Annotated in this window: 11 protein-coding genes; 2 read left to right on the top strand and 9 right to left on the bottom strand. The window is 61.8% G+C overall.

Features of this window, described 5'->3' with window-relative positions:
- Window positions 1-42: 42 nt before the first annotated feature.
- The 4 genes from OC610_RS10240 to OC610_RS10225 form a co-directional block, all read right to left on the bottom strand.
- Window positions 43-1,017 carry a FecR domain-containing protein gene (locus OC610_RS10240; protein ID WP_264427695.1) on the bottom strand — a complete coding sequence of 325 codons (975 nt, stop codon included), beginning with the start codon at window positions 1,015-1,017 and terminating at the stop codon, window positions 43-45.
- Window positions 1,014-1,532 carry an RNA polymerase sigma factor gene (locus OC610_RS10235; RefSeq protein ID WP_264427694.1) on the bottom strand — a complete coding sequence of 173 codons (519 nt, stop codon included), beginning with the start codon at window positions 1,530-1,532 and terminating at the stop codon, window positions 1,014-1,016. The genes OC610_RS10240 and OC610_RS10235 overlap by 4 nt, the downstream gene beginning before the upstream one ends.
- Window positions 1,533-1,760: 228 nt before the next feature.
- Window positions 1,761-2,468 carry a 3'-5' exonuclease gene (locus tag OC610_RS10230; protein WP_264427693.1) on the bottom strand — a complete coding sequence of 236 codons (708 nt, stop codon included), beginning with the start codon at window positions 2,466-2,468 and terminating at the stop codon, window positions 1,761-1,763.
- Window positions 2,465-4,399, bottom strand: a complete 1,935-nt coding sequence (locus OC610_RS10225; RefSeq protein ID WP_332880471.1) for a putative nucleotidyltransferase substrate binding domain-containing protein — start codon at window positions 4,397-4,399, stop codon at window positions 2,465-2,467. Before OC610_RS10225 ends, OC610_RS10230 begins: the two co-directional genes overlap by 4 nt.
- A gap of 258 nt (window positions 4,400-4,657) precedes the next feature.
- Here OC610_RS10225 and OC610_RS10220 point away from each other — a divergent pair, with 258 nt between their 5' ends.
- Entirely contained in the window at window positions 4,658-5,104 is a 447-nt protein-coding gene (locus OC610_RS10220) for a response regulator (RefSeq protein WP_030139271.1), read from the top strand.
- Window positions 5,105-5,335: 231 nt separating this feature from the next.
- Here OC610_RS10220 and OC610_RS10215 read toward each other — a convergent pair whose 3' ends face one another.
- The gene (locus OC610_RS10215) at window positions 5,336-7,513 is read right to left on the bottom strand and encodes a malate synthase G (protein WP_264427691.1); all 2,178 of its coding nucleotides are present in this window, start codon (window positions 7,511-7,513) and stop codon (window positions 5,336-5,338) included.
- A 583-nt stretch (window positions 7,514-8,096) separates the two neighbouring features.
- Here OC610_RS10215 and OC610_RS10210 point away from each other — a divergent pair.
- Complete coding sequence (locus tag OC610_RS10210; protein ID WP_264427690.1) at window positions 8,097-8,615, top strand: glycine cleavage system protein R; 519 nt, start codon at window positions 8,097-8,099, stop codon at window positions 8,613-8,615.
- Between the two features lie 216 nt (window positions 8,616-8,831).
- On the opposite strand, the gene rarD is transcribed toward OC610_RS10210, so the two are convergent.
- From rarD to OC610_RS10190, 4 genes are all read right to left on the bottom strand, one after another.
- A complete protein-coding gene (gene rarD, locus OC610_RS10205; RefSeq protein WP_264427689.1) occupies window positions 8,832-9,719 on the bottom strand; it encodes an EamA family transporter RarD in 888 nt (295 codons plus the stop codon).
- 224 nt (window positions 9,720-9,943) lie between these two features.
- Complete coding sequence (locus tag OC610_RS10200; RefSeq protein ID WP_264427688.1) at window positions 9,944-10,918, bottom strand: serine/threonine protein kinase; 975 nt, start codon at window positions 10,916-10,918, stop codon at window positions 9,944-9,946.
- Between the two features lie 186 nt (window positions 10,919-11,104).
- Window positions 11,105-13,006 carry a PhoX family protein gene (locus OC610_RS10195; RefSeq protein ID WP_264427687.1) on the bottom strand — a complete coding sequence of 634 codons (1,902 nt, stop codon included), beginning with the start codon at window positions 13,004-13,006 and terminating at the stop codon, window positions 11,105-11,107.
- A gap of 67 nt (window positions 13,007-13,073) precedes the next feature.
- The coding region (locus OC610_RS10190) for a TOBE domain-containing protein (RefSeq protein WP_264427686.1) at window positions 13,074-13,813 on the bottom strand (740 nt) is incomplete at its 5' end.

Here is a 13,813-nt window from a genome sequence, read left to right as displayed (position 1 = left end):
GCGAGCCTGCTCGCGAAGGGGCCATCACTGGCGCAACATCTTTCAGCGTTTGGCGTCGACCCGCGGCCCCACCACCACCCACCACCGCGTGTGATGTTCGACCTGCACCGGCAAGGTCGGCAGCAGGGCAGTCAGGGCCAGGTCGGTGTCGTGCAGCGGGAAACTGCCGGTGATCCGCAGATCGGCCACTTGAGGCTCGACGCCGAGATAACCACGTCGATAACGCCCCAGCTCCTGGACCAGGTCTTCCAGGCGGGCGTTATCCACCACCAGCATGCCGCGGGTCCAGGCATCGGCGCCGGGCTTCAACGCCAAGGTTGGCCCGAGGCCATCCCGGCGCATCAGCACTTGCTGGCCTTCACGCAGGATCTGTTCTTCATCGGTGGCCTGCGGATGCGCCGCCACCGCGGACTTCAGCACGCTCAGGCGCGTGCCCTGGTCTTCGAGCCTCACCAGGAAACGCGTGCCCAGCGCGCGCATGCTGCCTTCGCGCGTCTCGACGATGAAAGGACGCGGATCGTTGTGGCCGGTTTCCACCAGGATCTCGCCTTCCTGCAGGATGATACGCCGCTGCTTGTCGTCGAAACGTACGTCCAGCGCACTGTGGGTGTTGAGGTTGATCAACGTGCCGTCCGCCAGGCGCAACGTGCGCTGTTCACCCGTGGCGGTACGCTGGTCGGCCAGCCAATAATCCAGTGGCAGGTAACGATCACCGGCGAACAGCGCCAAGCCGATGACCGCGACGATGCTGGCCAGGCCGCTGCCGACCTTGCGCATACGCCGGCGGATGCTGGTCCGTGATTGCAGCAACGCAGCTCGCGCCGGCCCGCTGGCAACGTTGAAGCGCTGGTCAAGCATGTCTAGCTGCCGCCAGGCCCGGGCGTGTTCTTCGTCGGCGGCATGCCATCGGGCAAACGCTTCGCGCTCTTGAGGGCTGCTCGAGTCCAAGGACAACTGCCAGGCAATGGCAGCGTCCAGAACGCGGGCCGAGACCGGTTTGCCGTGGGTTGCGGTCATGTCGGCTCACCATAAAGCGCGATGTAGCATTGCCGCATGCCTTGGGCCAGGTATTGCCGTACCCGTGGAACCGAAACCCCCAGGCGCTCGGCGATTTCAGCATGGCCGAGGCCGTCGAGGCGGTTATAGAAGAAAGCTGCGCGGGCCTTGCTGGGCAATTTACCCAGCAGTCGATCAATGTTCCTGAGATCTTCGAGGATCAGGTGTTGCTCTTCCACCGATGGCTGTTCGCCTTCAGGGATCAACATCAGTTCGGTGAGGTAAGCCTGCTCCAGGGCAGCCCGACGGAAATAATCGAACAACAGCCCCTTGGCGATTGCCACCAGGAACGCCCGGGGTTCGCGGGGCGCCTTCAAGTCCTCGCGACCCAGCAACCGCACGAAGGTGTCCTGGCTCAGGTCCTCGGCCCGTTGCGCACAGGCCACGTTGCGCCGTAGCCATGCCAATAGCCAGCCGCGATGGTCACGGTACAACGCACCTACCAAATCACTATGACGACTGGGAACTGACGACACGGAACATCACCGACATATTAAGTAACGAGAATTGTTCGCGATTGTGGCAGAGGCGGGGGAGGGAAAGCAATTGGCGCTGGTCGGGGTATGCAATACCCCTGTGGGAGCGAGCTTGCTCCGGGCGGCGATCCGACGATGGCGCAGCATCAGCCCCCCCAATGCGACTGCCCCACCGCTATCGCGAGCAAGCTCGCTCCCACAAGGGCTAGGTTTGCTCAAGGTCTTGGATTAAAGCGAAGGCGCCTGCTGCCGCCGCTTCCATTGCCCCAGGCGCTGTTGCAGGTCGAGGGCGCTGCGGATCTCTTGCTGACGGGCGCGGCTGAACAGGATCAGGGCCAGCTCCGCCGTGGCCAGGGCGTCGGCGCTGGCGTTGTGGCGATCGAAGACTTGCAGTTTGAACCAGTCGATCCATTCGTCCAGGCCCCCCTGGCGGATGTGGGCCTGGGGACAAAGCATCGGCGCGAGGTCTGCTACGTCGAGGAAGGAATGCTGCAAGCGATAGCCCAGGTGATCCTTCAATGCTCGCCCGAGCATGTGGCTGTCGAATGGCGCATGAAACGCCAGCAGCGGACTGTCGCCAACGAATTCCATGAAAGCCAGCAGGGCTTCGGCCGGGTCGCTGCCGGCGGCGATGGCACTCGGCGCCAGGCCGTGGATCAGCACGCTTGGCCCGAGCTTCTGCTTGTCGCACTGCAAGGTCCGCTCGAATTGCTGGCTGAAGTCGATGGCACCGTCTTCGATCACCACCGCGCCGATGGACAGCACCTGGTCTTTATTCAGGTTAAGGCCGGTGGTTTCCAGGTCGACCACCACCCAACGCTGTTCCCGCAAGCTGCATTCAGCAAATGGGGAGGGGCCGGTCAGGTTGGCCAGGCGTTGCTGCAAGGCGTCGGAGAGCGTCGGCTGGACCGGGCGCAGCCAGGAAAACAGGCTCACAGTTGATACCTCAACGTCAGGCTGCTCTGCAGGCGTTGGGCCTGGCGCAGGGACTCGCGCAGGATCCGCCGGTCCAGATGATTGAGGCTATCGGGGTCGACACGGTTGGAATAGGGCAGGTTTTCGCGGGTCTGCAATTGATGTTGTTGCATCCGGGTCTGCTGGATGAAATGGTAGGCCTCTTCATAAGCCGCGCCGTCCAGCGGTTCGATGACTTCCTTGACGACCAACTGCCGCAAGCGTTCGAGGGTGTTGTTGGCCTCGATGCCGTTGGCCAATGCCAGCAATCGAGCGCCGTCGACGAAAGGCGTCAGGCCTTGCACCTTCAAGTCGAGGGTGGCTTTTTCGCCGTTCTTGCGACTGAGCACGAAATCCCGGAAGCGTCCAACGGGCGGGCGGTGGCGAAGGGCGTTTTCGGCCATCATGCGCTGGAACAAGCGGTTGTCCGCCACTTGATCGAGAATCTGCTGGCGCAATTGCTCGCAGCCCTGTTCGTCTCCCCACACCACCCGCAGATCAAAATAGATGCTCGAACCCAGCAGGTTCTCGGGCGTCGCTTCGCGAATGAAGGCCGCGAAGCGCCGTGCCCATTCAGCTCGGGACAGGCACAGCTCGGGATTGCCGGCCATGATGTTGCCTTTGCACAAGGTAAAGCCGCACAGCGCCAGGCTCTGGTTGATCTGTTGGGCGATGGGCAGCAGCAGGCCACGGATCTGCGCGGCATGGGCGGCGTCCCGGGCTTCGAACAAGATGCCGTTGTCCTGGTCGGTGTGCAGGGTCTGCTCGCGGCGGCCTTCGCTGCCGAAACACAACCAACTGAAGGGCACGCCCGGATCGCCCTTGTCGGCCAGGGTCAGCTCGATGACGCGGCATACGGTGTGGTCGTTCAGCAAGGTGATGATGTGGGTGATCTGTGTCGAGGACGCGCCGTGGGCCAGCATGCGCTCCACCAGTTGGCCGATCTCGCCGCGCAGCGTCACCAGGTTTTCCACCCGGGGGGCGTTGCGAATCGTCCGGGCCAGGTGCACCAGGTCGACGCGTTGCAGGGAAAACAGATCCCGCTCCGACACCACGCCACACAGGCGTTGGTCCTTGACCAGGCAGACATGGGCGATATGGCGCTCGGTCATGGCGATGGCCGCGTCGAAGGCGCTGTGATCCGGGGACAGGAAAAACGGCGCCTGGGTCATGTGCATTGCGATCGATTCGGAAAAGTCCCCGCTCCCGTCGGCCACGACTTGCCGCAAGTCGCGCAGGGTAAAAATCCCTACTGGCGCTTTCTGTTCGTTGACCACGACGATGCTGCCGACCTGTTGTTCGTGCATCAATTTCACGGCTTCGCGAAGCGGTGTTTCAGGGCTGCAACTGACCGGGTGACGCATCGCCAGTTCGCCCAGGCGGGTGTTGAGGGAGTACTGCGTGCCCAGGGTCTGCGCAGATTTTTGCTGCACTTGCTGGTTGACCTGGTCGAGCAGGCTGCTGACCCCGCGCAACGCGAAATCGCGAAACGGGCCGGACAGGGCGAACAGCTTGATGAAGGCCAGCTTGTTCAATTGCAGGCAGAACGTGTCTTCACCGGCCCTGTGCTCGGTGCGGGTGGCTCGCTCGCCCAACAGCGCGGCGAGGGGAAAACACTCGCCCGTGGTGATTTCAAAAGTAGTCTCGGTGCCGCCCTTCGCCGAATGGGGCCGCTCGCCCACCACCCGGCCCTGCTTGACGATATAGAAGTGTTCTACCGGACCATCGGCCGGCTTGATGATCGTTTCGCCCGGCGCGTAGAAACGCAGCAGGCATTGCTCTACCAAGTAAGCGAGGTGGGCGTTTTCCATCTGGTTGAACGGGGGGAAGCGTTGCAGGAACTGCAAGGTTCCCTGGATGTTCTGCAACACCGCGGTTTTCCCTGCCTGGATGAAGGCGTCCGCTTTTTTCATAACCATGGGCAATCTTTTTCGAATTGTTGTGGTCGGATCTGTTCTCCATGGTCGGCCTCTGAACGGGGAGTGCCCATTGGACGTAAGTCTAGGTCGCCACCATCAGGCCGGAACTACGGAAATATCCTACGCTTCGCCTCGGAAAATTCTTCCTGGAATAGTCTTGGAAAAAAATCCGACGAAGTGCACATTGAAGCGCCGCAGAACGATGTCTGACCACTGTGCCAGGGGATCGATTCAAGGAACGTAGAGAGCATCATGTCCGACCACGATATTTTGAGTGACGCCGAGCGCGAGGCGCTGAGTGCCGTCATGCTGGAACCCGACCTGCCGCCGCAGCGTGTATTGATCGTCGATGACGACAAGGACGCCCGCGAGCTGCTGTCGGAGATCCTGGCATTGGACGGCATCCGCTGCATGACCGCTGCGAGTGGCGAAACCGCACTCAAGATGCTGGAGACCAAGCCGTCCATAGGCCTGCTCATCACCGACCTGCGCATGGGCAACGTCGATGGCCTGGAGCTGGTACGCCTGGTGCGCGAGTCGGAGCGGGCCGCATTGCCGATCATCATCGTGTCGGGCGATGCCGATGTGAAGGACGCCATCGAAGCCATGCACCTGAGCGTGGTGGATTTCCTGCTCAAGCCGATCGATACCGAAAAGCTGCTGGGGTTGGTCAAGCATGAGTTGGGGATGGATCTTTAGGATTTCCCTGCCATGCATGAAACCTGTGGCGAGGGGATTTATCCCCGCTCGAGTGCGAAGCGCTCGCCATCGGACCGTATCGTTGCGCAGAATTGAGGGCCGCTTCGCAGCCCTGCGGGGCGGTGCGACGTTTCGCTAAATCCCCTCGCCATAAAGGCAGTCAGGCATTGCAAATGAAAAAGCCCTGATCTTTCGATCAGGGCTTTTTTGTGGCGCGCTGCTACCGCTCAATCACAACCCATTGGCAGCCTTGAACTCGCGACGACGACGGTGCAGCACTGGCTCGGTGTAGCCGTTAGGCTGCTTCGTGCCTTCGACCACCAACTCGACCGCCGCCTGGAAAGCGATGTTGCTGTCGAAGTCCGGCGCCAGCGGGCGGTACAGCGGGTCGCTGGCGTTCTGGCGGTCCACGACCGGTGCCATGCGCTTGAGGCTTTCCATCACCTGGTCCTGGGTGACGATGCCGTGGCGCAGCCAGTTGGCGATGTGCTGGCTGGAAATACGCAGCGTCGCACGGTCTTCCATCAGGCCGATGTCGTTGATGTCCGGCACCTTGGAGCAGCCCACGCCCTGGTCGATCCAGCGCACCACGTAGCCGAGGATGCCCTGGGCGTTGTTGTCCAGTTCGTTCTTGATCTGCTCCGGCGTCCAGCTCGGGTTGACGGCCAGCGGGATGGTCAGGATGTCATCCACCGAAGCGCGAGCGCGCTTGGCCAGTTCGGCCTGGCGGGCGAACACGTCGACCTTGTGGTAATGCAGCGCGTGCAGCGCCGCGGCGGTTGGCGACGGAACCCATGCGGTGTTGGCGCCGGCCATCGGGTGAGCGATTTTCTGCTCCAGCATGGCCGCCATCAAGTCCGGCATGGCCCACATGCCCTTGCCGATTTGCGCGCGCCCTTGCAGGCCGGAGCTCAAGCCGATGTCGACGTTCCAGTTTTCATACGCGCCAATCCACTTCTCGGCCTTCATGTCGGCCTTGCGCACCATCGGGCCGGCTTCCATGGAGGTGTGGATTTCATCGCCCGTGCGGTCGAGGAAACCGGTATTGATGAACACCACGCGCTCGCTGGCTGCCTTGATGCAGGCCTTGAGGTTGACCGTGGTACGGCGCTCCTCGTCCATGATCCCGACCTTGAGCGTGTTGCGCGGCAGCTTCAGCACGTCTTCGACGCGACCGAACAGCTCGTTGGTGAACGCGGCTTCTTCCGGGCCGTGCATCTTCGGCTTGACGATGTACACCGAGCCGGTGCGGCTGTTGCGGCGCGAGGTGTTGCCGTTGAGGCTGTGGATCGCCGCCAGGCTGGTAACCAGGCCGTCGAGGATACCTTCCGGCACTTCGTTGCCGTCCTTGTCCAGGATCGCGTCGATGGTCATCAGGTGTCCAACGTTGCGCACGAACAGCAGCGAACGACCATGCAGTGTCACGCTCGAACCGTCTGCGGCAGTGTAGACGCGGTCCGGGTTCATGGTCCGGGTGAAGGTCTGGCCGCCCTTGGCGACTTGTTCCGCGAGGTCGCCCTTCATCAGGCCGAGCCAGTTACGGTAGATCACCACCTTGTCGTCGGCATCGACGGCGGCAACCGAGTCTTCGCAATCCATGATGGTGGTCAGCGCGGCTTCCATCAGGATGTCTTTGACACCGGCGGCATCGGTCTGGCCGACCGGGGTGCTGGCGTCGATCTGGATTTCGAAGTGCAGGCCGTTGTGTTTCAACAGCACGGCGGTTGGCGTCGAGGCATCGCCCTGGAAGCCGATCAACTGGGCATCGTCACGCAGGCCGCTGTTGGTGCCGCCCTTGAGGGTGACCACCAGTTTGCCGTCGACGATCTTGTAGGTCGTGGAATCGACATGGGAGCCGGCCGCCAGCGGGGCTGCTTCGTCGAGGAAGGCGCGGGCGAAGGCGATGACCTTGTCGCCGCGCACCTTGTTGTAGCCTTTGCCTTTTTCCGCGCCATCGGCCTCGCTGATGGCATCGGTGCCGTACAGCGCGTCATACAGCGAACCCCAGCGGGCGTTCGAGGCATTGAGGGCGAAGCGGGCGTTCATCACCGGCACCACCAGTTGCGGGCCGGCCATGCGGGCGATTTCGTCATCGACGTTTTGGGTCGTGGCCTGGAAGTCCGCCGCTTCTGGCAGCAGGTATCCAATGTCTTGCAGGAAGGCTTTGTAAGCCACGGCGTCGTGGGCCTGGCCGGCACGTGCCTGGTGCCAGGCGTCGATCCGCGCCTGGAAATCGTCGCGTTTGGCGAGTAGGGCTTTGTTCTTCGGAGCCAGGTCGTGGATGACCTTGTCGGCGCCGGCCCAGAATGCGTCGGCGGTGAGGCCGGTTCCGGGAATGGCTTCGTTATTCACGAAGTCGAACAGGACTTTGGCGACCTGCAGGCCACCGACTTGAACGTGTTCAGTCATTGCTTGCCTCACTCTGCTCAGCTATTGCGCTTTTCAGCTCTTCGATTTTGACAATGAAGCCTCGGGACATTTAAACCACAAACCCCTGAACCAGTACATGCCATCGCTGGCGGCTGGGTGATCAAGCCTTGCTGACGGGGCTTTACAGGGATGCGACCGGCCTTGGCAGACATCGGTGGAACATCTCGCAGTACGATTATGTAGTGCGCGCTGCGGCATACTACATGATCAATTGCGCTTGTGAAAATTAGACTAATTGCGTCGTTCCGCGACCGACTAAAGCAGTACAGTCACAGCGCGGAACGTGATGTTCTCAAAAAATAGATGGATTGTTCCAGATAAATCTACAGTTCGTACACATATCTGTGGCCAGGAAGCATACTCCCCTGTAGGAGCTGCCGAGCGAAGCGAGGCTGCGATCTTTTCCCAGACGCCTCAATCTCGAGCAAAACCAAAGATCAAAAAATCGCAGCCTCGCTTCGCTCGGCAGCTCCTACGCAACTCCTTCACCACGAGAGCGTGCTCGGTGTAGATCTTTCTGCCTTGCCTATACTGTCCGCTCCATCAACAAGAGAACTGCGCCATGGACCACCTCGTCATCACCGTTTTCGCCCCGGACAAACCCGGGCAGGTCGAGCGCATCGCCGATTGCATCGCCGAGCACGGCGGTAACTGGTTGGAGAGCCGCATGTCGCACCTGGCCGGGCAGTTTGCTGGGATCCTGCGCCTCAGCGCCCCGGCCGAGGCCCATGAAGAATTGATCGAAGCCTTGCAGGGATTGTCGGTCCACGGCATTCGCGTGTTGATCGCGGAAAGCGCCGTTGAAGAATCCTGCATGTGGAAACCCATTGCGATGGAGTTGGTGGGTAATGATCGTCCTGGCATCGTGCGGGATATCACCCGGTTGTTAAGCGAGCAGGGCGTGAATGTCGAGCGTCTGGTAACCCATGTCCGGCCGGCGCCCATGAGCAGTGAACTGCTGTTTCATGCCGAGGCGATCCTTGGGGTGCCCTTGACCCTGTCGCTGGAAGCATTGCAGGAACGCCTGGAGACCTTGGCCGATGAGCTGATGGTTGAGCTGAAATTCAGCGACGAAGCCTGACAAGGTTATCCAAGGAAAAACTGCGCCTGCCTGTGGATAACCTGTAGAGACCCGGCCCTGGCCCAAGCCTGTCGGGGCTCAGCGACCAATGATCAAAAAATCACCAGTTTTCAAGGGCTTGTGCACAAACGGCGGGGATCACGCTGTGGATAACCTTGGGAAGGAAACGCGCAGGCCACGCCGGACGTGGCCTGTAGGGGTTTGTGTGTTTTTTGATCAGTTGCGCCGACGCATACTGATCACGGCATCGACGCTATACACAGCCAGCCCGGCCCAGATAAAGATGAACGCCGCCAACGTGCTGGACGACAGATGCTCACCGAACAGTAGCACTGCGAGCAGCAGCACGAGCGTCGGGGCGATGTATTGCAAGAAACCCAGCGTGGTGTAGGGCAAATGCCGCGCTGCGGCGTTGAAGCACACCAGCGGAACCAACGTCACCGGGCCGGCCGCTACCAGCCACCAGGCTTCAGAGGTGGTCCAGAATGCGGCTTGGGCACTGGTGGCCGACGGGTTGAACAGCAACCAGGCGATGGCGATCGGCACCAGCATCCAGGTTTCCACCACCAACCCCGGCAAAGCCTTGACAGGCGCCTGCTTGCGGATCAGTCCGTAGAAGCCAAACGTCAGCGCCAGCGCCAGTGAGACCCACGGCAGGCTGCCCACTTGCCAGACCTGCTGGGCCACTCCGAGTGCCGCCAACCCCACCGCCAGCCACTGCATGCGGCGCAGGCGCTCGCCTAGGATCAGCATGCCCAGCAATACGTTGACCAGCGGATTGATGTAGTAGCCCAGGCTGGCTTCGAGCATCCGACCGTTGTTTACCGCCCAGACGTAGGTCAGCCAGTTGGCCGCGATCAACGTGCCGCTCAAGGCCAGGATCGCCAGGCGACGTGGATTGTCCCGCAACTCGCGCCACCAGCCCGGGTGTTTCCAGACCATCAGCAACGCCGCGCCGAACAGGGCGGACCACAGCACCCGGTGGATGATGATTTCCACCGACGGCACGCTGGCGATGGCTTTGAAATAGATCGGGAACAGACCCCAGATGATGTAGGCACTCAGGCCCAGGATGTACCCGCGACGCGGGTTGGCGGCTTGCATGCAGAATCCTTGCTTAGGCAGCTAACAAAGGGAGTGATTGTAAGGAGATTTGTCTGGTTGTGCTGTGAACCTTATTAGGAAGTCGTTCCACCGCAGGTCCCCTGTGGGAGCGAGCTTGCTCGCGATGGCGGTGGAACAGCCACCATTTATATTGACTGATACATCGCCATCGCGAGCAAGCTCGCTCCCACAAGGATTTCAGTGGCTGTTGGGACCGCGCCCAATCAGAACAACTTCAACGGCTCTTCATTGAGCGCCGCCAATTGCTCGCGCAACGCCAATATCTGGTCGCCCCAGTAACGCTCACTGCCAAACCATGGGAAACTTCGCGGGAAAGCGGGGTCATCCCAACGCCGCGCCAGCCAGGCGCTGTAATGCATCAGGCGCAGGGCTCGCAATGGTTCGATCAGTGCCAACTCGCGGGGATCGAAATCATGGAATTCCTGATAGCCGTCCATCAATTCCGACAGCTGCCCCAGGCACTCCTGGCGGTCCCCGGCGAGCATCATCCACAAATCCTGCACTGCCGGGCCCATGCGGCAATCGTCCAGGTCGACGATGTGGAACACCTCGTCGCGGCACATCATGTTGCCGGGATGGCAGTCCCCGTGCATGCGGATGTTTTGGTGGGGCGTGTTGGCGTAGGCATCCTCAACGCGCTTGAGCAAGTCCCTGGCGACCGATTCGTAGGCCGGCAACAGGCTGCGAGGGACGAAGCCGCTTTGCAGCACGGTGTCCAGCGAGTCGTGGCCGAAATTCTTCACGCCCAGCGCTTCACGGTGTTCGAACGGACGGGTCGCGCCGATCGCGTGCAGGCGCCCCAGTAACTGGCCCAGGCGATAGAGCTGATCGAGATTGCCCGGCTCCGGCGCGCGGCCGCCGCGGCGGGGAAACAGGGTGAAACGAAACCCGGCGTGCTCGTGCAGGCTGGCGCCGTTGTGGATCAGCGGCGCCACCACCGGCACCTCGCGGTCGGCCAGTTCGAAGGTGAACTGGTGTTCTTCCAGGATGGCTTCGTTGGTCCAGCGCAGGGGGCGATAGAACTTGGCGATCAGCGGCTCGGCGTCTTCGATGCCGACCTGATAGACGCGGTTTTCGTAGCTGTTGAGGGCCAGCACGCGGGCGTCGCTGAGAAAACCGATGCTTTCAACGGCATCAAGCACGAGGTCGGGCGTGAGGGTTTCGAACGGATGGGACATGCTGACTCCTGCGCAGCGGCAGGGCTGCCGCGTCCGGCCCAGCATGGTAGCGCAGACGGAGGCAGATAGGTGGTGGCTGTGCTGACGCTATCGTCGGATCGCCGCCCGGAGCAAGCTCGCTCCCACAGGATAGACGGTACACCGTAGATCCACTGTGGGAGCGAGCTTGCTCGCGATGAGGCCAGATCAGGCGCCGATGACGCCGCCGTCTTCGCGGGTAATCACCATCACCGAAGACCGCGGCTTGCCATTGGGCAGGTGCTCGGGGAAGGTCGAGCCGCCGTTTTCCCCGGGATGCTGAATCCCCACGAACAAGGCCTTCTGGTCCGGCGCAAAACTGATCCCGGTCACTTCACAACCCACCGGCCCGACCATGAAGCGGCGGATTTCACCGGTATCGGGGTCGGCGCAGAGCATCTGGTTGTTGCCCATGCCAGCGAAGTCCCCGGCGTTGCTGGAGTCGCCGTCGGTGAGGATCCACAGCCGGCCGGCCTTGTCGAAGCCCAGGCCGTCGGGGCTGTTGAACATGTTCTGTGCATTGACGTTGGACGACCCGGCTTTCGGGGTGCCGGCATGTACCGTCGGGTTGCCCGCGACCACGAACAGGTCCCACTCGAAGGTGTTGGAGGCGTGGTCGTCGCGGTCGGTGCGCCAGCGCAGGATCTGCCCGTAGACGTTCTTGGCCCGTGGGTTTGGCCCGTCCACCGGTTGGCCGTCTTCGCCGCGCTTGGCGTTGTTGGTCAGGGTGCAATAGACCTGGCCGTCTTTGGGGCTGACCACGATCCACTCAGGGCGGTCCATGCGAGTCGCGCCCACGGCACTGCCGGCCAGGCGCGCGTGGATCAGCACCTCGGCCTGGCCATTGAAGCCCTTGCTGGCGTCGAGGCCGTTCTTGCCGTGGCTCAGCTCGATCCACTGGCCCTTGCCTTTCGGATGGTCCGGGTTGCCATCGCCCGCGTCGAAGCGCGCCACGTACAGGGTGCCATGGTCCAGCAAGTCGCGGTTGGCCTTGGCGTTGCGGTGGTCGATGCGATCCCGGCTGACGAATTTGTAGATGAATTCGCCGCGTTCGTCGTCGCCCATGTACACCACGGCGCGACCGTCATGGGTTTGTGCGAGGGCAGCATTTTCGTGTTTGAAACGGCCCAGGGCCGTGCGTTTCACCGGAGTGGATTTTGGGTCGAATGGATCGATTTCCACCACCCAGCCATGGCGATTGAGTTCGTTGGGGTTCTTCGCCAGGTCGAAGCGCGGGTCATGCGGGTGCCAGTTGATCTCGCGGCTGGTGACGGTGGCGCCGTAGCGCTTTTGCGCGTCATCGAATTTCAGGTCGGCCTTGCTGCTGCCGAAGCAGTCGGTGAAGTTTTCTTCACAGGTCAGGTAAGTGCCCCACGGCGTCATGCCATTGGCGCAGTTCTGGAAAGTCCCCAGCACTTTCTTGCCGCTTTTGTCGGCACTGGTTTTCACCCAGTCGTGACCGGCAGCCGGGCCGCTCAGGCGAATCGGAGTGTTGCCGTGGATCCGGCGGTTGTAGCGAGAATCCTGGACGAACTGCCATTGACCGCGACGACGTTCGATCTCGATCACCGACACGCCTTCGCAGGCCTGGGCCTTGTGCACTTCTTCGGCCGACTGCGGCTGACCGCCATGGGGGAAGAGATAGCGATAATTGGTGTATTCGTTGTTGATTGCCATCAACGCACGGTTTTCGTCCCCTGGCATTGGGAACAGGCTCATGCCGTCGTTGTTGTCGCCAAATTGCACTTCCTGCGCGCCGGCGGTGCCGTTGCCGCTGGGGTCGAATGCCGGTGCGTTTTTTTGCAGTGGCTGGCCCCAACTGATCAACACCGAGGCTTTGTAGCCTGGCGCAAGCGTAATGGTGTCTGTCGTCGCGGCGGCGATGCCGTCGAAGCCCAGCATGCGTTTGTTGCCTTCGCTCACGGCGGCGGCCATGACGCTGCGGCTCAGCAGGTTGCCGCCCAGGAACATCGCCGCACCGCATAGGGCGCCGGCACCAATGAAGCGGCGACGGCTCAAACCGACGATGTTTTCCAGGTCGGTGGATTGGTTATCTTCTAATAGGCTCATCATCAGGCTCCCTGCTGGTTTTGGCAGTCACCTTAAAGCGGGTCGATGAAGCTTTTGTTTCAGCGGGCTACAACGGCGTGCCCAGCAACACATTCGACGGCGAAAAACACACTTGCACCGGTGAGCCGGCCTCAAGGTTTCGCTCTCTGAGCAGCGACGGATCAACCAGGGCACACAAGGTCTGGCCATTGGGCAGGCCGATGCGCACCTCGCTGGGGCCGTTTTCGGCGGCGGCGATGTCTTCGATTACCCCGCGCAGCGTATTGGCCCCCGGATGCTCTGGCTGATCAGCGGGGTATAGCTCCAGCCAACCGGCCTTGATCAAGGCGACCACTTCGGTACCGGTTTCCAGTTCCAGGCGCAGCGTGCTGTCGTGGGTGATCTGCGTGTCGATGACCAGGCCGCGGGCCAGCTCCACGCGCACCCGGTCGTTGTGACCTTGGGCCTCGATGCCGAGGACTTTGCCATGCAGCTGGTTCCGGGCACTGGTGCGCAGCATCAATCGGCTGAGCAGCCCCAGGTCCCCTGCGTCCTCGCTCGCTTCAAGCAGTTGCGCCTGCAAGGTTTGCAAGCGCTGATAGAGGCGCAGGACGCGCAGCCCTTCCTCCGACAGTTTCGCGCCACCACCGCCCTTGCCGCCCACGCTGCGTTCGACCAGAGGCTGGTCCGCCAGGTTGTTCAGTTCGTCGATCGCGTCCCATGCGGCCTTGTAGCTCAGGCCTGCGCTCTTGGCGGCGCGGGTGATCGAGCCCTGTTCGGCGATGTGCTGCAACAGGGCGATGCGTTGTGGTCGGCGGACGATGTGCT

This window comes from Pseudomonas agronomica (genome assembly GCF_025917275.1).
Taxonomy (GTDB): domain Bacteria; phylum Pseudomonadota; class Gammaproteobacteria; order Pseudomonadales; family Pseudomonadaceae; genus Aquipseudomonas; species Aquipseudomonas agronomica.
The sequence above is the reverse complement of the archived record's forward strand: the minus strand, read 5'-3'. Positions and strand labels throughout refer to the sequence as shown.

Bases quoted from the DNA above. Each gene is read 5' to 3' on its own strand.
- OC610_RS10240 (WP_264427695.1), bottom strand. From the start codon at position 1,017: ATGACCGCAACCCACGGCAAACCGGTCTCGGCCCGCGTTCTGGACGCT.
- OC610_RS10225 (WP_332880471.1), bottom strand. From the start codon at position 4,399: ATGAAAAAAGCGGACGCCTTCATCCAGGCAGGGAAAACCGCGGTGTTG.
- OC610_RS10220 (WP_030139271.1), top strand. From the start codon at position 4,658: ATGTCCGACCACGATATTTTGAGTGACGCCGAGCGCGAGGCGCTGAGT.
- OC610_RS10215 (WP_264427691.1), bottom strand. From the start codon at position 7,513: ATGACTGAACACGTTCAAGTCGGTGGCCTGCAGGTCGCCAAAGTCCTG.
- OC610_RS10210 (WP_264427690.1), top strand. From the start codon at position 8,097: ATGGACCACCTCGTCATCACCGTTTTCGCCCCGGACAAACCCGGGCAG.
- rarD (WP_264427689.1), bottom strand. From the start codon at position 9,719: ATGCAAGCCGCCAACCCGCGTCGCGGGTACATCCTGGGCCTGAGTGCC.
- OC610_RS10200 (WP_264427688.1), bottom strand. From the start codon at position 10,918: ATGTCCCATCCGTTCGAAACCCTCACGCCCGACCTCGTGCTTGATGCC.
- OC610_RS10195 (WP_264427687.1), bottom strand. From the start codon at position 13,006: ATGAGCCTATTAGAAGATAACCAATCCACCGACCTGGAAAACATCGTC.